General features: G+C 65.3%; 15 protein-coding genes and 1 pseudogene. 7 read left to right on the plus strand and 9 right to left on the minus strand.

The features are described from left to right. Nucleotides 1–2 precede the first annotated feature (2 nt). Nucleotides 3–245, minus strand: a complete 243-nt coding sequence (locus tag HB681_RS03050; RefSeq protein WP_256734793.1) for a hypothetical protein — start codon at nucleotides 243–245, stop codon at nucleotides 3–5. A 168-nt stretch (nucleotides 246–413) separates the two neighbouring features. Then, complete coding sequence (ppc, locus tag HB681_RS03055) at nucleotides 414–3290, minus strand: phosphoenolpyruvate carboxylase (RefSeq protein ID WP_213953263.1); 2877 nt, start codon at nucleotides 3288–3290, stop codon at nucleotides 414–416. A gap of 82 nt (nucleotides 3291–3372) precedes the next feature. Here ppc and hemC point away from each other — a divergent pair, with 82 nt between their 5' ends. From hemC to HB681_RS03090, 7 genes are all read left to right on the plus strand, one after another. Continuing rightward, a complete protein-coding gene (gene hemC / locus HB681_RS03060) occupies nucleotides 3373–4236 on the plus strand; it encodes a hydroxymethylbilane synthase (protein ID WP_256354724.1) in 864 nt (287 codons plus the stop codon). 11 nt (nucleotides 4237–4247) lie between these two features. After that, nucleotides 4248–5012: a uroporphyrinogen-III synthase gene (locus HB681_RS03065; protein ID WP_213953265.1), complete on the plus strand. Its 765-nt coding sequence runs from the start codon at nucleotides 4248–4250 to the stop codon at nucleotides 5010–5012. Then, nucleotides 5009–6088 (plus strand): uroporphyrinogen-III C-methyltransferase, encoded by a 1080-nt coding sequence (locus tag HB681_RS03070; RefSeq protein WP_213953266.1) that lies wholly within the window; start codon nucleotides 5009–5011, stop codon nucleotides 6086–6088. The genes HB681_RS03065 and HB681_RS03070 overlap by 4 nt, the downstream gene beginning before the upstream one ends. 9 nt (nucleotides 6089–6097) lie before the next feature. Continuing rightward, on the plus strand, nucleotides 6098–7381 hold the full coding sequence (locus HB681_RS03075) for a heme biosynthesis HemY N-terminal domain-containing protein (protein ID WP_213953267.1): 1284 nt from the start codon (nucleotides 6098–6100) through the stop codon (nucleotides 7379–7381). Between the two features lie 357 nt (nucleotides 7382–7738). Continuing rightward, nucleotides 7739–8779, plus strand: coding sequence for a polysaccharide biosynthesis/export family protein (locus HB681_RS03080; protein WP_256354723.1), 1041 nt, complete (start codon nucleotides 7739–7741; stop codon nucleotides 8777–8779). A gap of 13 nt (nucleotides 8780–8792) precedes the next feature. Beyond that, nucleotides 8793–9233, plus strand: coding sequence for a low molecular weight protein-tyrosine-phosphatase (locus HB681_RS03085; protein ID WP_213953317.1), 441 nt, complete (start codon nucleotides 8793–8795; stop codon nucleotides 9231–9233). Next, on the plus strand, nucleotides 9230–11497 hold the full coding sequence (locus tag HB681_RS03090) for a polysaccharide biosynthesis tyrosine autokinase (protein WP_213953268.1): 2268 nt from the start codon (nucleotides 9230–9232) through the stop codon (nucleotides 11495–11497). The genes HB681_RS03085 and HB681_RS03090 overlap by 4 nt, the downstream gene beginning before the upstream one ends. Before the next feature lie 223 nt (nucleotides 11498–11720). Here HB681_RS03090 and HB681_RS03095 read toward each other — a convergent pair whose 3' ends face one another. The 7 genes and pseudogenes from HB681_RS03095 to HB681_RS03125 form a co-directional block, all read right to left on the minus strand. Beyond that, nucleotides 11721–12947, minus strand: coding sequence for a glycosyltransferase WbuB (locus HB681_RS03095; protein ID WP_213953269.1), 1227 nt, complete (start codon nucleotides 12945–12947; stop codon nucleotides 11721–11723). Next, nucleotides 12944–14143 carry a glycosyltransferase gene (locus tag HB681_RS03100; protein WP_213953270.1) on the minus strand — a complete coding sequence of 400 codons (1200 nt, stop codon included), beginning with the start codon at nucleotides 14141–14143 and terminating at the stop codon, nucleotides 12944–12946. Before HB681_RS03100 ends, HB681_RS03095 begins: the two co-directional genes overlap by 4 nt. Then, a complete protein-coding gene (locus HB681_RS03105) occupies nucleotides 14140–15471 on the minus strand; it encodes a hypothetical protein (RefSeq protein WP_213953271.1) in 1332 nt (443 codons plus the stop codon). Before HB681_RS03105 ends, HB681_RS03100 begins: the two co-directional genes overlap by 4 nt. Before the next feature lie 17 nt (nucleotides 15472–15488). Next, nucleotides 15489–16787 carry a glycosyltransferase family 4 protein gene (locus HB681_RS03110; protein WP_213953272.1) on the minus strand — a complete coding sequence of 433 codons (1299 nt, stop codon included), beginning with the start codon at nucleotides 16785–16787 and terminating at the stop codon, nucleotides 15489–15491. A gap of 65 nt (nucleotides 16788–16852) precedes the next feature. Further along, on the minus strand, nucleotides 16853–17824 hold the full coding sequence (locus tag HB681_RS03115; RefSeq protein ID WP_213953273.1) for a GDP-L-fucose synthase: 972 nt from the start codon (nucleotides 17822–17824) through the stop codon (nucleotides 16853–16855). Nucleotides 17825–18072: 248 nt separating this feature from the next. Next, entirely contained in the window at nucleotides 18073–18795 is a 723-nt protein-coding gene (locus tag HB681_RS03120) for a sugar transferase (RefSeq protein WP_256354721.1), read from the minus strand. Between the two features lie 419 nt (nucleotides 18796–19214). Beyond that, nucleotides 19215–20212 (minus strand): annotated as a pseudogene (locus HB681_RS03125) (ribonuclease E/G); the annotation flags it as partial.

Genomic DNA, 20212 nt, shown 5'->3' on the forward strand with positions numbered 1-20212 from the left:
GATCAGGCGAGCGCCAGCACCGCGATCACCAGGCCGAAGCCGATGCATGCCACCGTGACGATGCGGCTGGCGGCCGCGGACTGGCCCGCCTGGAGCGCCGACCGGAGGCCGAACATCGGACCTCGGGACCGGGCGCAGTGCTGCATATGGGCCGCGAGCGCGACCAGATCCCCATGGACCAGGTCCGCGGAAACAGAAGACAGGGCCCCGACAGATGCGGGGCCCAGAAGGGTCGAGAAAGACATGGCAGCGCTTCCCGTGGCGTGTCCTTGATGGAGAGGCAACATGCCTTCCATTTGGACCTTGTGGTCAGGCTACGCAGGAGCAGCGGGCGGTCGCGCAGGGATGCGCGGAAAGAGGTGTAGGAGGCCGCGCCGAACACGGCCCCGTCGCTGCAGGTTAACCGGTATTGCTTATCCGGTGTTTCGCAGGCCTGCCGCAACCCCATTGATCGAAATGTGAATGCCGCGCTGCAAGCGCTCGCCGCCTTCGCCGGCACGGTAGCGCCGCATCAGCTCCACCTGCAGGTGATGCAGCGGATCGATGTACGGGAAACGATGGCGCACGGAGCGCTGCATGTCGGCATTGCCTTCCAGCCGCTGCTTGGCCCCGGTGATGAGCGTCAGCGCCTCGGAGGTGCGATGCCATTCGCTCTCGATCATCGAGAACACCTTCTGGCGCAGCTTGCGGTCGGCCACCAGTTCGGCATAGCGCGAGGCCAGCGCCAGGTCGCTCTTGGCCAGCACCATGTCCATGTTCGACAGCAGCGTGCGGAAGAAGGGCCACTGCGCATACATGCGCTGCAGCAGCGCCTGGCGTTCCTTGCGCACCGCCGCGTTCCTGGCCGAACCGACGAAGTGCTCGATCGCCGAGCCGAAGCCGTACCAGCCCGGCAGCGTGAGACGGCACTGCCCCCAACTGAAACTCCAGGGCACGGCGCGCAGGTCCTCGATCTTGTGGCTCGGGTTGCGCGAGGCCGGCCGCGAGCCGATGTTGAGTTCGGCGATCTCGCGCAGCGGCGTGGCCGCGAAGAAATAGTCGCCGAAGTTCGGGGTCTCGTACACCAGCTTGCGATAGGCCGCCATGCTGGACGCCGACAGCGCATTGGCCGCCTCGATGAACGACGCAGGCGCCGCCTTGGCCGGCGGCAGCAGCGTGGCTTCGAGCGTGGCCGCGACCAGCGTTTCCAGGTTGCGACGGCCGATCTCGCGATTGGCGTACTTGGAGCCGATCACCTCGCCTTGCTCGGTGAGGCGGATCTGGCCGCGCACCGTGCCGGGCGGTTGGGCCAGGATGGCCTGGTAGCTCGGGCCGCCGCCGCGCCCGACGGTGCCGCCGCGGCCATGGAACATGCGCAGGCGGATGCCCAGGTCCAGTTCGTCGAACAGCGCCACCAGCGCAGTGCCGGTGCGGTACAGCTCCCAGTTGCTGGTGAAGATGCCGCCGTCCTTGTTGCTGTCGCTGTAGCCGAGCATCACGTCCTGCTCCGCGCCGGAGCGTTGCACCAGCGCGGCGATGCCGGGCAGCGCGTAGTAGGCCCGCACGATCGGCGCCGCATTGCGCAGGTCCTCGATCGTCTCGAACAGCGGAACCACGATCAGGTCGACCACCGCATCCACGCTCAGCGTTCCGCGCAGCAGGCCGACTTCCTTCTGCAGCACCAGTGCTTCCAGCAGGTCGCTCACCGTTTCGGTGTGGCTGATGATGTAGTGGCGGATGGCCGCGTTGCCGTAGGTCGCGCGCATGGTGCGGCCGGCCGCGAAGATCGCCAGTTCCTTGGTCGTCAGCGGCTCGTATGCGGCATCGGGCACGCGCAGGGGCCGGGCGTCGTCGAGCAGCTTCAGCAGCACCGCCTGCTTGGCCTGCTCATCGAGCGACGAATAGTCCGACTCGATGCGCGCGACCTTGAGCAGGTCGGCCACCACCGCCTCGTGCTTGTCCGAGCTCTGGCGCAGGTCCACCGTTGCCAGGTGGAAGCCGAACACCTCCACCGCGCGGATCAGCGGGCCCAGGCGCTGCTCGATCAGCACCGCGCCGTGCTTCTCGCGCAGCGAGTCGGCGACCGTGCGCAGGTCGGCCAGGAATTCCTCGGCGTTGGGATAGGGGTTCTGCGGCGGCACCGCGTGGCGCGCCGCGTCGCCGCCGGTCAGCTTCTTCAGGGTGGCGGCCAGGCGCGAATACACACCGGTCAGCGCGCGGCGGTAGGGCTCGTCGACGCGGTGCTCGTTGGAATCGGGCGAGCGCTCGGCCAACGCATTCATCTCAACCGAAATATCCACCAGCGTGGCCGACAGCGACAACTCGCCGCCGAGGTAATGCACCTCGGTCAGGTAGTGGCGCAGGGCCAGTTCGCACTGGCGCTTGAGCGCGTACTCCAGCGTCTGCGCCGTCACGTTCGGATTGCCGTCGCGGTCGCCGCCGATCCACTGCCCCATGCGCAGGAAGGGCGCGATGCCTTCCTTGCCGAGCGACCTCTCCAATTCGGCATACACCTTCGGTATCTCGCGCAGGAAGGTCGCTTCGTAATAGCTCAGCGCGTTCTCGATCTCGTCGGCCACGGTGAGCTTGGAAAAGCGCAGCAGCCGGGTCTGCCAGATCTGCGTCACGCGGGTGCGGATCTGGTGTTCGTTCTCGGCCAGTTCGATCGGCGTGAGTGCGTCCTTGCGGCCCGCAAAGATCTGCTGCCGCTGCAGGATCTCGTCGCGCACGGTGATCAACTGGGCGATGCCGCGCTCCGCGTCCAGGATGCTCTTGCGCTGCACTTCGGTCGGGTGCGCGGTGAGCACCGGCGACACGTAGCTGTGGGCCAGGCTCTCGACCACCGCGGATGGCGTGATGCCCGCCTTGCGCACGCGTGCCAGCGCCGTCTCCAGGCTGCCTTCGACGCTCTCGCCGGCCCGGTCGATCTCGGTGCGGCGGCGGATCTGGTGGCGGTCTTCCGCCAGGTTGGCCAGGTGGCTGAAGTAGGTGAAGGCGCGGATCACGCGCACCGTCTCGGCAGCGCTCAGCCCCTTGAGCAGGTTCTTGAGTGCGCGCTCGGCGCTGTGGTCCGCGTCGCGCCGGAAGGCGACTGACATGGTCCGGATCTTCTCCACCAGGTCATAGGTCGCCTCGCCCTCCTGCTCGCGGATCACGTCGCCGAGAATGCGGCCGAGCAGCCGGATGTCGTCGATCAGTGGCTGGTCATCGTTCTGGCGACGCTTGGGCGCGGACGACTTTTTCTCGGCGGATTTCACTCGACTTATCTCCTCGGGATGGCGACTCGGAATGGCGTTGCTGCAGTGCAACATGCTAGCATTCCCGCCGCCTTTTTGATGATCGGAACCAGCTTTGACCCATATCGTGATCGCCACGCGCGAAAGCCGGCTGGCCATGTGGCAGGCGCAACACGTGCAGTCGCTGTTGCAAGAACGGGGCCACGTGGTCGAGTTGCTGGGCATGACCACCCGCGGGGACCAGATCCTGGATCGCTCCCTGAGCAAGGTCGGCGGCAAGGGCCTGTTCGTGAAGGAACTCGAACTCGCGCTGGAAGAAGGCCGCGCCGACATCGCCGTCCACTCGCTCAAGGACGTGCCCATGGAACTGCCCGACGGCTTCACGCTCACCTGCGTGCTGGAGCGCGAAGACCCGCGCGATGCGCTCGTCTCGCCCCGCCATGCCTCACTGGACGAACTGCCCGAGGGCGCCGTGGTCGGCACCTCCAGCCTGCGCCGCGTGGTGCTGCTGCAGGAGCTGCGCCCCGACCTGCGCATCGAGCCCCTGCGCGGCAACCTCGACACGCGGCTGCGCAAGCTCGATGAAGGCCAGTACGACGCGATCGTGCTGGCGGCCGCGGGCCTCAAGCGCCTCGGCCTTGAAAGCCGCATCCGAACCACCTTCGATCCCGACGTGATGCTGCCCGCCGCCGGACAGGGTGCGCTCGGAATCGAAGTGCGCGCCGACCGGGCCGACCTGATCGAATGCCTGGCCCCGCTCGCGCACCTCGCCGACACCTGCGCCACCGCAGCGGAACGCGCCGTGAGCCGCGCCATGGGCGGCAGTTGCTCGATGCCGCTGGCGGCCCATGCGCGCTGGCAGGCCGATGGCAAGCTGCGCATCGATGCTGCCTGGGGAGATTCCGGCGGCGTCGCCGAACTGCTGCGTGTGCAGCGCGAGGCGGACGTGAGCACCACCGCGCAAGCCGAGGCGCTCGGCCGTCAGGCCGCCGAGGCATTGCGCCAGGCCGGCGCCCGCTGAGCGCATCGCGCATGCCCGCGCGCCGCGTCATCGTGACCCGCCCGGCGCGAGAGGCGCAGCGCTGGGTCGACGCACTGCGCGCGGCCGGACTGGATGCCGTGGCGCTGCCCCTGATCGTCATCGGCGCCCTGCCGCAGGCGGCGCCAGCGATGGCACTCGGTCATCACGACGCGCTGATGTTCGTCAGCGCCGCCGCCGTCGAGCATTTCTTCGCAACCCACGCCGACGACGTCGATCCGGCGACGACTCCCCGCTGCTGGGCCACCGGCCCCGGCACCACGCGCGCCTTGCTGGAAGTCGGCGTCCCCGCCGCCGCCATCGATGCGCCCGCCGAAGACACCGCCCAATTCGATTCCGAAGCGCTTTGGATATGTGTGCAAGCGCAAGTCCACCCCGGCGCGCGGGTGCTGATCGTACGCGGCGGCGATGCGGCCGGCCATGCCACGGGCCGCGACTGGCTCGCACGCCAGGTCGAGGCAGCCGGCGGCATGGTCGAGACGCTGGTCGCATACCGACGCCTGCCGCCCAGCTTCGGCGCCGACGATGTCCGGATCGCGATGGAGGGCGTGCAAGGCGAGGCCACCTGGCTCTTCAGCAGTTCCGAAGCCATTGCCAACCTGTGCCATGCGCTGCCCGGCGCGACATGGCATGCGGCCCGCGCGGTCGCCACCCACGCGCGCATCGCGCAGGCGGCGGAAGCTGCCGGCTTCGGCCTCGTGCGTACTTCGGCGCCCACCGTGGCCGCCTTGGTCGCATCGATAGAATTCGCCGGATGAGCGCCACCGCCTTGCCTGATGAACCGACGTCCGAGGGCGCTGCCCCGGCGGTCGCGCCGGTGACGCGGTCCGTGTCGCCGGCCGAGGCCGCGCGATTGCTGTCGCGCATCGGCCTGGGTCTTCTTGCACTGGTCGCCGTCGTGGCTCTGGTCATGGCGTTCACGCTGGGGCAGAAGCTCGACAGCATGCAGGAGCAACTGGCGCGCCAGAGCGGCGACTCCCTGGCCCAGGCCACCGAGGCCCGCGCCCTCGCGCGCCAGGCGCAGGAAACGGTCCGCGACACCGCTGCGCGGCTCGCGCTCGCGGAAACGCGCCTCGCCGAAGTCGCATTGCAGCGCTCGCAACTCGAGGAGCTGATGCAGAGCCTGTCCCGCTCGCGCGATGAAAACCTGGTCGTCGACATCGATTCCGCGATCCGCCTTGCGCTGCAGCAGGCCGAGGTCACGGGCAACGTGGAGCCCCTGCTGGCCGCACTCAAGGCGGGCGACCAGCGCATCGCGCGCGCCGCGCAACCTCGCCTCGCGCCCTTGCAGCGCGCCATGCAGCGCGACGCCGACCGCATCCGGACCATCGCCAGCGGCGACAACGGCGAGGGCCTGCAAAAGCTCGACGAACTGATGCGCCTCGTCGACGACCTGCCCACCCTCAATGCGGTCGCCGTGCGCGGCCTCAACGAGAACACCGCATTGGCCGGTGTCATCCCGGCCGATGCGCCGTGGTGGCAACGCGCGCTGCTGATGGTGCGCCAGGAGGCGCAGTCCCTGCTGCGCGTCAGCCGCATCGATCGGCCCGAGGCTGCGCTCGTCGCACCTGAGCAAACCTTTTTCCTGCGCGAGAACCTCAAGCTCAAGTTGCTGAGCGTTCGGCTGGCGTTGCTGGGGCGCCAGGTGGACACGACCCGCACCGAGCTGGCCGCGGTTTCAGCCACCCTCAACAGGTACTTCGATCCCACCTCCCGCCGCACCCAGGCCGCTGCCACGCTGGTTCAGCAGTTGCAGGCGCAAGTGAAGGCGACCACGCCGCCGCGCGTGGACGACACGCTGGCCGCGCTGGCGACCGCGGCGGCGGGGCGCTAGGGTCATCCGATGCGCGCCGCTCTCTGGCTCCTGGGGCTGTTTGCCATTGCGGCGGCGACCGCGCTTTTTGCCGGCAACAACCAGGGCACGGTCACGGTCTACTGGCCGCCATGGCGGGTCGACCTGTCCCTGAACCTCGTGTTGATGCTTCTCGCCGGCGCCTTCATGCTGCTGCACGTGGCCTTGCGTGCGCTGGCGGCACTCTTCCAGCTCCCGGTCCAGGCGCGCCAATGGCGGTTGCAGCAGAAGGAGCGGGCATTGCACGCGGCGCTGCTCGATTCGATTTCCCAGCTGCTGGCCGGGCGGTTCTCCCGTTCGCGCAAGGCGGCCCTGGCCGCGCTGGCGCAGGAACGCACGCTGGATGCGCTCGATGCCCAGCTGCCGCAGGCCCAGCAGATCAAGGTGCTCTCGCACCTGCTGGCCGCCGAAAGCGCCCAGTCGCTGCAGGATCGCCCCGCGCGCGACGCGCACTTGCATCTGGCCCTCACCGAGAGCTCGGAGCGCGGAACCCCGGCCGCGCTGGAAACTCGCGAAGGCGTTCAATTGCGCGCCGCCCGGTGGGCGCTGGAGGATCGCGACGCGCCCGGCGCGCTGGCGCGACTCGAGGAATTGCCCGTGGGCGCCCAGCGCCGCACCTTCGCACTGCGGCTGCGCCTGAAGGCCGCCCGCCTGGATCACCGCACCCTCGAAGCGCTGGAAACCGCGCGCCTGCTGGCCAAGCATCGTGCCTTTTCGACCGCGGCGGCCCAGAGCATCGTGCGCGGACTCGCCAGCGAACTCATCTCCGACGCCCACGATCCCGCGCAATTGATGAGCGCCTGGGCCGAACTCGAGCAGGGCGAGCGCGAGATGGCCGAAGTGGCCATCCATGCCGCGCAGCGCATGGTGCTGCTGCAAGGCGACCTGGAACTCGCGCGGGCCTGGCTGATGCCGGCCTGGGAGCGCATGGTGGCGCTGCCGGATGGTCTGGGCGACGCACTGCGCGTGAAGCTCGTCCGTGCGCTCGAAGCGGGCCTCGATTCGGTCGATGCCGACTGGCTCTCGCGCATCGAAGTGGCGCAGCGCAACAATCCGCGCGACCCCAATCTGCAATACATCGCTGGCATGGCCTGCATGCGACGCCAGCTCTGGGGCAAGGCCCAGCAACTGCTGACCCAGGCCGCCCTCGGTTTGCAGGATGCGGATTTGCACCGCCGCGCCTGGCAAGTGCTGGCGCGTCTGGCCGAGGCGCGCGACGACGTCGAACAAGCTTCGGTGGCCTGGAAGCAGGCCGCGCAGGTCGATTACCCCTAAAGACTTCAGGGGTAATAGCTGTCAGGGGTGTCGGTTCGCTCTGATTGACAGTTGTATAGGAAGCAGTTCACAGTTGTTCGAACATGTGTCGCTTGTAACCGGGACTTTTCCGCTTTCTCGCCTCTGCCAGAAGCCGTATACCGAACAAACCGTTGTGAATTCCGTTGTGACTGCGGTACATTGGGTAACTGTTAGCAAAAGTATTCATTTGCGTTACGCCGTTGGAGCCTGGTTTTGAAACGTATCCTCTTAAATGCAGTTCTGCTCGCCTCCGTAGGTGCGCTGCTGGCTGGCTGCACGATCGCACCGAGTTTCGATTCGATGCGATACGGCGAGAACCGCCCGGTCAATACGGAAATGAAACTGGGTTCAGGCCCGGACGGCGATCAGCCGCCTGACGGCTTTCTCACCGAGATCACGCCCGACCTGATCCGTGTCCAGAACAAGGCCCGTGTCACCGCGGTGCCTGCGGATGTCCAGGCTCTGATCGGCGGCGAGGCCGAGCCTTATCGCATCGGCCCGGGCGACGTCATCGGCATCACGGTTTTCGATCATCCCGAACTGGTCTTCAGCGGCCAACCCGCCCTGGTCGGCGGCGGCCAGGATGCGGCGAGCATCGCGCCTTCGCCCGGTTTCATCGTCAACGATGCAGGCAATCTCAGCTTTCCATACGCGGGCATGCTGAAGGCGTCCGGCATGACGGTTGCGGAACTCGAAAGCACGTTGACGCAACGCCTGGCCAGGGTCTTCAAGACGCCTCAGGTGAGCGTTCGCGTCGCGTCTTTCCGCAGCAAGCGGGCCTATATCGAAGGCGAAGTGAAGAACACGGGCTTGCTGGTGTTCACGGACATTGCAATGACCTTGCCCGAGGCCATCAACCGGGCGGGTGGCCTAGCCACGACCGGCGACCGCTCCAACGTGATATTGACGCGCAACGGCCGCAGCACCCGCATCGACATGAACATCCTGACGGACGCCGGCGTGGACCCGTCGCGCATCCTGCTTCGCAACGGCGACATGATCACGGTGCGTGCCCGCGAGGAAAGCAAGGTCACGGTGATGGGCGAAGTGACGACGCAGGGTGGCGTACTCATGCGCAATGGTCGCCTGACGCTGAACGATGCGCTCACGGAAAGCGGCGGCCTCAACCTCGGCACGGCGGCTCCGCGGCAGATCTATGTGATCCGCGGCTTGCCTGATGGCGGCCAGACGGTGTTCCATCTCGATGCCCAGACCGCGTCGGCGATCCAGATGGCGGATGGTTTCTCACTCAAGGCCAAGGACGTCGTCTTCGTCGATCCAGTGCCGCTGGTCGTGTTCAGCCGTGTTGCCAACCTGGTCCTCGTCTCGGCGAACACGGCAACGGCGATTCGCGCCCTGCCGAAGACGGGGCAGTGAGCGATCCATGGCCATACGACACGTACTCACGTTGTGCATAGGGAACATTTGCCGCAGTCCCATGGCGGAAGCACTTCTTGCGCAAGCCCTGCCCGACTGCGAGGTTTCCTCTGCCGGCCTCAGCGCCATGGTCGGCCGTCCGGCCGATCCGATCGCTCGCGATCTGATGAACGATCGCGGAATCAGCATCGAGAAACATCGCGCCCGGCAGGTCAGTCTCGACCTGTGCCAGCGCGCCGACTTGATCCTGGTGATGGACGTCGAACAGCGTCGCGATATCGAGCGGCGCTATCCCTTTGTCAGTGGCAAGGTGTTCCGATTGTGCGAGCAGGAAAAGCGAGACGTTCCTGATCCTTACCAAGCGGGACGCGCCGCGTTCCAGACGTCTCTTGCGTTGATTGAAGATGGTGCAACGCAGTGGGCCAACCGAATTTCCAGAGTGTCGAGCCGATGAATTCCACAGTTTCGCAATCTCCACATGCGCAGGCCATCATGGCCGCGCCAGTAGCCGCTGAGGACGACCAGCTCGACTTCGGGCACTACTTCGAGGCGCTGGTCGCACAGAAGTGGCTGATCGCCGCGATCACGGTGCTGGTGCTTGCGCTCGGCGTGGCCTATGCGGTGTTGCAGCGGCCGATCTATGAGTCCAACCTGCTGATCCAGGTCGAGGACAACGAAGGCGGTGCCGCCAAATCATTCCTGGCGGAAGCGAGCAGCGCATTCAACGTGAAGACGCCGTCCACGGCCGAGATGGAAATCATCCGCTCGCGCACCGTGATTTCCCAGGCCATCGACGCCACCAAGCTCGATGTCGTCGCTTCTCCGCGATACGTCCCCTTTATTGGCGGCTGGATGGCAAGGCGCGCAACAGGCTTGTCCGACCCCGGGTTCCTGGGGTCCGGCGGCTATGTCTCGGGCACCGAACAGATTGCAGTCGACAAGTTCAGCGTTCCCACCAAGCTGGAGGCGAGCGGCTTCCTCATCGTCGCCAAGGGCGGTGGTCAATACGCCCTGCAACACCCCGCATTGCCGCAGCCGGCCATCGGCACGGTGGGGCAACCGTTGAGGGCCGAGACCCAGTTCGGCCCCATCGAGCTGCTCGTCAGCACGCTCGCCGGCAAGCCCGGCGCCGAGTTCAATCTGTCCAAGCGCTCGAAGCTGGCGACCGTCGAAGGCCTTCAGGGCGCGCTGACGCTGACCGAGCGGGGCAAGCAGTCCGGCATCATCAATGTGCAGCTGCAGGATCCCAATCCGTATCAGCTGGCCCGTGTGCTCAACGCCATCGGCGCGCAGTATGTGCGTCAGAACGTGGAACGCAAGGCGGCCGAAGCGCAGAAGACGCTGGCTTTCCTGGATGTCCAGTTGCCGTTGTTCAAGCGCCAGCTCGAACAGTCGGAAGAGACATACAACCGCTACCGCAACCAGAAGGGCACCGTCGCGTTCACCGAGGAAGCGACCTTGATCCTCGGCACGGCGGTCGATCGCCAGACGAAGCTGCTCGAAGCGCAGCAACGCCGACGTGAACTCGAGGCCCGCTTCACGGCCAACCATCCCAGCGTGCAGACCCTTGACGCGCAGATCGCCGCCTTGCAGCGCGACATCGGCGAGGTGCAGTCGCGGATCAAGGGATTGCCTGCGCTGCAACAGGAAGCGGTACGGATGGAGCGTGACGTCAAGGTCAACACAGAGCTCTATCAATCGTTGCTCAACAACGCGATGCAGTTGCGCCTCGTCAAGGAAGGCAAGGTCGGCAATGTCCGCGTGCTCGATGAAGCAAGCCTCGCCGAGATCCCGGTCAAGCCGCAGCGCCAGACTATCGTTGCCATTTCATTGCTGCTGGGCCTGTTCCTCGGCGTCGTGGCCGCACTGATCCGCAACGCGTTGATCGAGCAGCGCATCAAGGACCCGCATGAGGTCGAGTCGCAAACCGCGCTGCCGGTGTTCTCGACGATTCCAGTGAGCCCCGCGCAAGCCGCGATCAGCCAGCGCCGCTTGACCGGCGCGACGGGTGTGCGTCTGCTGGCCATCGAGCATGCCGACGATCTTGCGATCGAAAGCCTGCGCAGCCTGCGTACCGCGATGCAGTTCGCGATGCTCGAAGCGCAGAACAACCGCGTCATGATCACGGGTGCAACGCCGGGCGTCGGCAAGAGCTTCGTCACTTCGAACTTCGCCGCGCTCATGGCAGCCGCCGGAAAGCGCACCCTCCTCATCGACGCCGATCTGCGCCGCGGCCACTTGCACCAGTACCTCGGCCTGCAACGCCATGGCGGCCTGTCGGAATTGATCGCTGGCAGCTTGACGGTGCAGCAGACGGTTCACCGCCAGGTGGTGCCGAATCTCGACTTCCTGGCGACCGGACAGTTGCCGCCCAATCCGGCGGAACTGCTGACCTCGGAGTCCTTCACGACGACCCTTGACCGCTTGTCGGAGCAGTACGACATGGTGGTGATCGACACGCCGCCAGTGCTGGTCGCCTCCGACACCGCCGCCATTGCAACGCACGCGGGCACGGTGCTGCTGGTGGCACGCGCCAACCTGTCGAGCATGGGCGAACTGCGCGAAAGCACCCGGCGCCTGGCGCTGGGCGGCAAGGCGGCGACGGGTGTGCTGCTGAATGCGATGGACGCCAAGCGCCGTGCGTACGGTGGCTACAAGTACGGTCGCTATCGCTACACCAACTACAACTACGAAAGCATCCTTCCGGACGAGCAGTGATGTGAGACGGGGGCGGCCGTAAGCTGAAGGGATTCAGCGCCGCCGCAACCGGAAGCCCGGAGCGCAATTTTCCGGATTGACAAAGAAGGGCTCCGAAAGGAGCCCTTCTTGCTTTGGATGAGGATCGTGGTGGCCCGTCGGCCGACGGCGCGGTCGACATGGCTTTGCCATCGCGACTTGTCCCAAGGAGGAGCGCGCCAGGCGCGGTCCGGGCCGTGTCCGCTCAGGACGGCGTCAGGCAGTCCCGCACGTCGCTTTCGAACTGCTTGAGCACGGCGTCCTGTGCGATGTAGCGCTCCGCGAAGGCGCGGGCGCTGGCGCCGAATTCGGCGCGCTGGCCTGGATTGCCAGCGAGCAATGCGATGGCGTCGGCCAGCGCCTCCGGCTTCTCCGGCTCGACCACCAGGCCGCAATTGCGCACGACGCGGCCCAGCTCGGTTTCAGCATGCGCCGTCGCCACGACGGGCCGGCCGCTGCTGAGCATGCCGGTGAGCTTGGAGGGCATGACCAGATCGGCCGCATCCGCGCGTTGGGGCAACAGGTGAATGTCGGCAAGCCCCAGCAAGTCGCCCAGGCGTTCGACCGGCTGCAAATCCATGAAGCGCACATTGGGCAAGCCCTTGCAACGCTCTTCGAGTACGGCCCGGCCGGGGCCGAAACCGCAGAACACGAATTGGATCGCTGTGTTGTCCTGCAGCATCAGCGCCACGTCGGCGAGGATCTCGAGGCCTTGCTTTCCGCCCATGTTGCCCGAATAGAGCGCCACCACGGCATCGTCCGCAATGCCAAGTTGGCGGCGGTAAGGGCTGGCGCTGCGCAGCGGTCGGATCGAGGAAACGTCCGCCCAATTGGGCAGGGACACCAATCGTTTCGCGTCCACGCCCTTGCTCGCGGCCCGTTCCAGCATGCGCTGGGAGATGGTGGACACGCGATCGAAGCGCCGCAACAGCCAGCGCTCGACGCCGGTCACCCAGGCGCGCAGGCGTTCGCCGCGCAAGAGTCCCAGGTCGAACGCGGCATCGATCTCGAAGTCCTGGATGTGCAGCCACGCACGCGCCCCGCGCAAGCGGGCGAACGCCAATGCGGCCGGCGCGCAAACCAAGGGCGGCTCGGTCATCCATACGACGTCGGGACGCCAGCGCCATTGTGCGAACACGCTGGGGAGGCTTGCCAGCGCAAAGCTGCTCAGATGCAGCAGGCGCGTCATCCCTGAGACCTTGGCGGGCACCCAGACCGGGGTGCGGAACACTGTGACGCCTCTCCAGCTTTCGCGTCGGAAACGCGTTGCGCTGTAGCCTTGCCAGACGGCCCAGTCGGGATAGTAGGGCGGCGCCGTGACGACGCGTACCTCGTGACCGGCGGCGGCAAGCCAGGCCGCCATTTCGCCGGTGTACTTGCCGATGCCCGTTAGTTCAGGTGCGAAATTGATGCCGTAGAGAAGAATTTTCAAGCGTGTCGGGTCTGATTGACGCCGCTCCCGGTCGCGGGCGCAGTCGCGCCTGAACCGATGATGCGCACGAGATTGGCAGCCACCGTTTCGATGCGAAAGCGTTGCTCGAAGCAACGACGCGCGTGGGTGCGCATCTGTTCGATTTCGGCGGGAGAGGTCGCGAGCCACCGTGCCAGAAGGCGTTCGGTGCCGTCCGCGGTATCGGGCTCGACTTTGCCGGCGCCATCGGCGACGATCTCCCGCCAGATGTTGACCTTGTCCGAGATGAATGCCGGCCGACCGCAGGCCAACGCTTCCGCCACGGCGACGCCGAAGTTCTCCTGATGCGATGGCAGGGTGAACATCTCACTCGCGTAAAAGGCGCCCCACTTGAGGTCACCCGACAGCATGCCGGTCCAGGTCACGCGGTCGGAAATGCCCAATTCGGCAACCCGTCGACCCAGTTGTTCGGCCCAGCCACCCTGGTCGGGCCCGGCCATGACGAGGTGGGCGTCAGGCGATCCGGCACAGGACATTGCAAAGGCCTCGATCAGCATGTCGCAGCCCTTCTTTTCGTGGATGCGGCCCAGGAACAGGGCGAGACGCTTTCCGCGCAGTTGGGGCCAGGCGGTCAGGAATGCCTCTGACAGCCGCGACTGATCATTGGCAGGGGGCTCGGAAGTGCCGAAGGAGCTGATGGCTTCGTTGCACTTGTAGAGCCAGAACGACTCGCGTGCCAGCAGTCGCTCGTCATCGCAAGTGAACAGGACGGCCTTGGCATCGCGCAGCACACGGTACTCGCCCCAAGGCCAGTACAGCCACTTCTTCAGATGCTTGAGCGGATAGCGCCGCTTGAACCATGGGTCCAGCATGCCGTGGGTGAAAACGTAGTAGCCGGGGGCGGTGTCGCGCAACGCGCGCCAGGCGGCCAAGCCGATGTATTGCCACAGTCCGTTGATGATCACCGCATCGTAGTTGCCGGCGTTTTGCCGCAACCAGGGCGCCAGCGCCTCGCAGTAGCCGTACGTTCCTCGTACCGGTCCGAGGGCATGGATGCGGCCTGGATGGTTCAGCGCGGGCTCGAAGTCGGGGGCATCGAGGCACAGGATCTCACCCTGGTGCCCCAAGGCTTGCAGCGCGCCATGGATGCGCAGCAACCCTTCGATCGGTCCGCCACCACGCGGGTCGATCGATGCAATCACATGAAGAAATCTCAACGAATCCTCCGGCTCGCAGTGATGCGAGATGGAAATATCTCAAGTGTCGGATAGCGCAATGCGGCAAGCGCAAACGCCAATGCAAAGCCCAGCAAGGCATTGGCCGTAAGCTGCCCGATGGCCGCCCAGCTCAACAACGCCACGGACAGCGATATCCACAGCAGAAGCGGAAAAATGATCTTCCGGCGCACTGCAATGACGAAACTCCTGTATAGGCCCAAGGCCATCACGATCAACTTCATGGCGGTGTAGAGGCCGCCGAGCAGGCCGCCTTCAATCAGCACGCGACCGCCTTCCGCCTCGGCCAGCGAGAATCCCGCGACCCCGGTACTGACGTACCCCGCCAGGTTGGACAACTGCCCGATGCCGACGCCGGTCCAGGACAGGAAGTCGACGACCGTGGGTTCGCCGGCGAAGTAGACAAGAACCCGGTCCCAGAAGTTTTCGACCTGGGCGGCTTCGTCGAATCGTTGCTGTGTGTTCTCGATCGCGGTCTGGAAGACGATGGCGAGAATCGCGAGCGCCCCCAATGCCAACAGCAGGGTCATCAGCGCTCGACCCTTGTCGGCGGGCTTGGAGAAGACGAGGCGGCCGAGCAGGTAGATCGCGATCATGAGGCCGGAATAAATCACCGCGCTGCGCGCGCCGCTCACAAGGGATTCCGCGACAACCGCCCCGAATGCGGCGACGGCAATGAATGCGTGGGTCAGTGTCCTTTTGCGAGCTGCCACGACCGTCAGCGCGATCGGGATGACCAGTCCCAGGAAGGTGGAGAAGCCTGCCGTAAAACTGAAAGTGCCCGTGGTCCGCACCACGCCGGCAATCACGATGAACACCTGGTCGTCGACGCTGTCGACCTCGGTATTGATACGTGCGCCCGGGGGCGAGGCGTACTGAAGGATGACCAATGGCGCCAGCAAGATCAGCAGCACAGTCGCGGTCCGCATCGCTATGCGAAAGTCTGCTTCCGTCATGGATGAAGCGGCCGCGAAACCAAACCAGATGTACAGCAGCCAGAAGCGCAAGCCGATCAGGAATACGATCGGGTTGCCGTCATTCACGATGACCTGCAGCATGCCCCATGCGATGACGCAGCAGGTCCAGGCCAGCAGCACCGCCGTCTGGTTCTTGTAGGTTCGAAGATGCCCGCTCCTCCACGCATGAAAGATCAGGTAGCCCGCCATCGCGTCGCGCAACAGGATCATCGGCAGCGTTGCCGCTGAGGTGCCCCATTTGCGCACTGCGCCTTCGAACACCACGATGAGAAGCACGCCGATGAAGAGGCGGCCCGTGCGACTGAGCGCGGGCCGCGCCATCGAAAGCGGCATTCGCGCCGTGAGAGCGTTCATTGCAAGTACTCCTGCAGCGCGCGACCAGCTCGCGCGCGGTATCGCTCCCATGTGAAATCTTTCGATGCGATCAGAGCCGGTATCCGGGCCCGCTGCAAGCTCGCGGGGTCGCCGACCAGTTCGCGCAGCTTGTTATACAACGCATCGCCGTTGGGCTCGACGACCCAGCCGCTTTCGGGGAAGGCTTCGACAATGGCCTTTGCCCCCGTCTGGGTCGACACCAGCGCCGGCGTCCCGCAAGACATGGCTTCCGCAACAACCATTCCGAACGAGTCGGACCGCGATGGCAGCAGCAGGCAGTCGGCTCCCGCCATCAACTCGAAAAGCTGGCTCTGCGGAACATTCGGGTGGTAATGGGCGCCAGGCGTCTTCTGCACCTCTGCCAGGAGCTCGTGGTCGCCCAAGCCGCCCACGAAATGCACTTCGTACCTGAATCCCTCCGCATGGAGACGACTGAATGCGGCGAGGATGAGGTCGATCGACTTGCCGAGCGTCAGTTGCCCCGCGAACATGAATCGCGGAGGGCCGTCCCTGCGAATCGAGGTGATTGGCGTGACGAGTTTGGGGTCCGCGCCAAGCAACAAGGGCTTGAGCCGGCTGCGTTCGACGCCATTGGCGGCGTAGCTGTCCGCGGCAAGGGGCGAGCAGGTCAGGATCAGGTCGGCCATTGCGATCTCGACGTCCTTGCGCCGGTTCACTTCCGCCGTATACGGTGTATATGTCGGCGCCAGCTGTTCGGCGCGCGTCTTGTGGTGGAACGCCGCAGCATCCAGAACGCATCGCGCACCGACCGACTTGGCCGCAGCGAATGTGTGATACGCCGCGTTTTCGTAGGCGACCACAACCTTGGGGCGTAATTCGACAATGCGCTTGGCCGCCCAGGCATCGAACCCATGAAAGAGCCGGTGGAGGCGGTCACCCGGATGGCCACTTTTCACGCGCATCGACGCCTGTTGCAGCACCTGGAAGCGAAAGGGGTGAAGGCGAAGCTCAGCCGGGATGCCGACACGGCGTACCCGCTTGCGGAAGTGTTCCGGCAGCCACCAGGGCAGGGCCTCTTCATCTTCCGCCACGGGCACACCGGACCAAAAGGCCTGGAGCAGGTTCTTTTCGTGCAAGGCCAGCGCGAGCTGGTGCGAATGCTGCAGGCCCGGATGCGTGACAAGGACAGATCGGGTCATCGCTTTGTTGGAGCGTGCCTCGACGGGCTGTGGTTCCTTCGGCCGTGCATCGCTCGTGCCGAATTCATCGGGCAAGGCATATCGCTGCTCGCTGCGAACGGCGCTCGTGCTCATCGTTGACTCGCTTGTCTGCTGGCTGACGGCTGGGGCGAACGGTGCATGCGTCGTGACATCTCGCCTCAGGCGACGGCTTCTTCAAGCGAGCGCTCGAAATCCAGGTAGGCGAGCTCAATCCCTGCGCGCAGGGACGTGGTGGCCTGCCAACCCAGTTGCCGGATCTTGGACACGTCGAGAAGCTTGCGCGGGGCGCCATCGGGCTTGCTGGGGTCGGTCTGGATGCGTCCCTTGTAGCCGACCACCTCACTGACCAATGCCGCGAGTTCCGCGATCGTCAAGTCTTCGCCTGTGCCGACGTTGACATGGCTCTCCATCACCTGGGTATGGCGACGGTATTCCTCGGCGGGCAGCTTCATGACATGGATCGATGCGCTCGCCATGTCGTCCACGTACAGGAACTCGCGGCGGGCGGAGCCCGTCCCCCAGATCACGACCGCTGGCGCGCCGCTGAGCTTTGCCTCGTGGAAGCGGCGAATCATGGCGGGCAGGACGTGGCTGTTCTGCGGGTGGTAGTTGTCGCCGGGACCGTAGAGATTCGTTGGCATCACGCTGCGGTAGTCGGTGCCGTACTGCCGGTTGTAGCTCTCGCAAAGCTTGATGCCGGCGATCTTTGCGATCGCATAGGGCTCGTTGGTGGGCTCCAGCTTTCCCATCAGCAGAGCGGCTTCCGTCATCGGTTGCTCCGCCATTTTCGGATAGATGCAGCTTGAACCCAGGAACATCAATTGCCGTACGCCCGAGCGCCAAGCCTCGTGCACCACATTGGTCTGCACCATCAGATTGGAATAGATGAATTCGGCAGGGTAGGTATTGTTGGCATGGATGCCGCCGACGCGGGCAGCCGCCAAATAGACCTGGTCGGGTCGTTCCTCGGCGAAGAAGCGGCGCACCCCCGCCTGATCGGTCAGGTCGAGTTCGTCATGGGTGCGAGTGATGATGGTCTTGTGGCCTTTGCCCTGGAGATTTCGCACGATTGCGCTTCCGACCATTCCGCGATGGCCGGCTACATAGATGCGTTTTTGCAATTCGTTCATGGTGTATCGAGCGGCGGGTGCCGCGTTCAAGAATCAAACGTCAGCCGCTGAGGACGGAGTCAGGCCAAGACATCTTGACAGCCTCCAGGCTTGAGCGATCTACGTCTTGGTTGTCAGGAAAGCACCCGGCCGGAAGTTCGATGACTTCCGGCACGGACGCCCAAGGTTTTCGAGCTGATGAAATGGCGGTGAACCAAGTCGCGCCAAGCTTCGCGTGCTTCCGATGGGCGACGCGAATCGCATGGCAATCAACGCGACCCGTCCCCGGTGACCACTGCGCTGACCGTCTTCAACAGGATCTTGATGTCGAGCCACAGCGACCAGTTGTCGACATACTCGGCGTCAAGCTCCACGCGCTTCGCGTAGGGCAGCCGGTTGCGGCCGCTGACTTGCCAGAGGCCCGTGATGCCGGGGCGCATTTGGCAATAGTGTGGCCAGTTCTTGCCGTACAGGCTGCGTTGACGCTCCATGCAGGGACGTGGGCCGACCAGGCTCATGTCGCCCTTCAGCACATTCCAGAATTGCGGCAGTTCATCCAGGCTGAGCTTGCGGATGAACTGGCCAACCGGCGTAATCCTCGGGTCCTTTTCCAGCTTCTGGAAAGTGTCCCATTCAGTGCGCGCCACGTCGTTGCGGCTCAGGTACTCATCGAGAACCTGCTCCGAGTTGCGCAGCATCGATCGAAACTTGTAGAAGCGAAAGCGGGTGCCGCCTGCGCCGAGGCGGTTCTGCCAGAAGTGAATGGGGCGGCCCATGCTGATCAGCACGGCCACTGCGACGAGGAGATAGATCGGTCCGAAGAGCGCAAAGAAAGTCAATGCGCCGAGGATGTCGAGCGCGCGCTTGGCTATGCGCTCGCTCCTGCTCAGTTGGCGCGGCAGGGGGAGCGTCGTTTGTGGCGGCGAGCCACTCCCCCCTGGCATGAGGCGGGGAGCAACGGGGCCATGAGCGGCGGAATCGGAACGAAACATCAAAAAATCCCCTGATACGGCACTGCTTCGCTTGAAGTGGCAGTGTAACGCTTTACTACTATTCGCAAGAATTTGAACACATTTGAGCTAGGCCGTCTTGTCGGCAAAAGTCGTAAGCCATCCGATGAAGATAGCTACTTGTTCGCTCTCAATCGCCGCGTTGGCGCCTGCCCTTGTGCTGCAAAAACTGCTGATGGACTGTAAGCCTTTGGCCTGACACATCCGTAACATGGCCCGCCGCGTATGTTGTCTTTACACGCCGGATTTCACGAAATCACACATCGAGGCTTGTCCAGTGATTTTTCGGACCGTATTTGCCGTCCCGCGGTCCGTATTTGCCTGGAAATCTGGCAAAAAAAAGCCCCTGGGCGCCGGCAAGGGCTGCCCAGGGGCGGCTGGTCAGGCTGAAAAGGCCTGCGTCAGACCAATGCGTTGCCCTGGATCGTCGTCTCTTCGAACGGCAAGGTGACCTGGGAAAGATCCTTGCGAGTTTCCACCAGTACGAGAGGGCCTTCGTCAGGAATGACGGCGGGCTGTCGTTCCCGTGGCACGTGGATCTGCTTTGGCTCGGCGGCGATCGCGGCCTGGGCTTGGGCAATCCGGTGTGCGTCGGAGTTGACCCACTGCAAGCCGGACCCTTCGGCGATCTGGGCCAATTGGGCGATCGGTAGTTCGAAAGGCGTGACCTTGGGCAGGCCGCTGCTGCGAGCCGTCGTGGGCACAACTGGCTTCGCGACTGGCTCGACGACCCGCGTCGCTTCCGGCAAGGAAGCCTCTTGCTGCGCAGGTGCTACGACGGCTTCAACCGGGCGCGCCGGCTCTTCCGCGACCGGAGGCGCTGCATCGGCGATGGGCGCTTCAGCGGCGCCGTCGCCGTTCTCGCGTGGGGCGCGGTCGCGTCGATCGCGGCCGTAGCGGTCGCGTGAGCGGGGGCGACGCTCTTCGCCATCAGGCGCGTGGGCGACAACGGGCTCCTCGGCCGTCATACCGGTGGGTTCGGGCGATTGCGAGCCGTTGCCTTGGAGCGCGTCATTCGCGCTGGTCCCGTCGGGGCGTCGGTCGCGACGTCCTTCACCGCGCTCACGGCTCTCGCCGCGCTCGCGGCCTTCACCCCGGTCGCGGCGTTCACTACGTTCACCGCGTGCCCGGGGCTGCCGCTCGGCCGGGGCCGAATTCTCCTCGCCGGCGACCGGCCCCATCGTGACCTGCTCGCCCTGCACGCCTTCGACACCTGCTGCAAGCGGCAACGCGCGCGCGTCGGCTTCGCGCCGTTCGCCACGTCCGCCGCGGCGCTCGCCGCCTTCACGCGGTGGACGCGGTTCGCGTTGCTGTTGGGACTCGCGTGGTTCACGTGCTTCGCGCACTGGCGCCTCGCGCACCGGTGCGTCCGCGCGTGCGCCTTCGGGGCGTGCTTCGC

Source organism: Variovorax sp. dw_954 (assembly GCF_018449755.1).
Taxonomy (GTDB): domain Bacteria; phylum Pseudomonadota; class Gammaproteobacteria; order Burkholderiales; family Burkholderiaceae_C; genus Variovorax.

Excerpts from the sequence above, each read along its gene's own strand:
- HB681_RS03050 (WP_256734793.1), bottom strand. The coding sequence starts at position 245 with ATGTCTTTCTCGACCCTTCTGGGCCCCGCATCTGTCGGGGCCCTGTCT.
- ppc (WP_213953263.1), bottom strand. The coding sequence starts at position 3,290 with ATGTTGCACTGCAGCAACGCCATTCCGAGTCGCCATCCCGAGGAGATA.
- hemC (WP_256354724.1), top strand. The coding sequence starts at position 3,373 with ATGTGGCAGGCGCAACACGTGCAGTCGCTGTTGCAAGAACGGGGCCAC.
- HB681_RS03065 (WP_213953265.1), top strand. The coding sequence starts at position 4,248 with ATGCCCGCGCGCCGCGTCATCGTGACCCGCCCGGCGCGAGAGGCGCAG.
- HB681_RS03070 (WP_213953266.1), top strand. The coding sequence starts at position 5,009 with ATGAGCGCCACCGCCTTGCCTGATGAACCGACGTCCGAGGGCGCTGCC.
- HB681_RS03075 (WP_213953267.1), top strand. The coding sequence starts at position 6,098 with ATGCGCGCCGCTCTCTGGCTCCTGGGGCTGTTTGCCATTGCGGCGGCG.
- HB681_RS03080 (WP_256354723.1), top strand. The coding sequence starts at position 7,739 with ATGAAACTGGGTTCAGGCCCGGACGGCGATCAGCCGCCTGACGGCTTT.
- HB681_RS03090 (WP_213953268.1), top strand. The coding sequence starts at position 9,230 with ATGAATTCCACAGTTTCGCAATCTCCACATGCGCAGGCCATCATGGCC.
- HB681_RS03105 (WP_213953271.1), bottom strand. The coding sequence starts at position 15,471 with ATGCCGCTTTCGATGGCGCGGCCCGCGCTCAGTCGCACGGGCCGCCTC.
- HB681_RS03110 (WP_213953272.1), bottom strand. The coding sequence starts at position 16,787 with ATGAGCACGAGCGCCGTTCGCAGCGAGCAGCGATATGCCTTGCCCGAT.
- HB681_RS03115 (WP_213953273.1), bottom strand. The coding sequence starts at position 17,824 with ATGAACGAATTGCAAAAACGCATCTATGTAGCCGGCCATCGCGGAATG.
- HB681_RS03120 (WP_256354721.1), bottom strand. The coding sequence starts at position 18,795 with ATGTTTCGTTCCGATTCCGCCGCTCATGGCCCCGTTGCTCCCCGCCTC.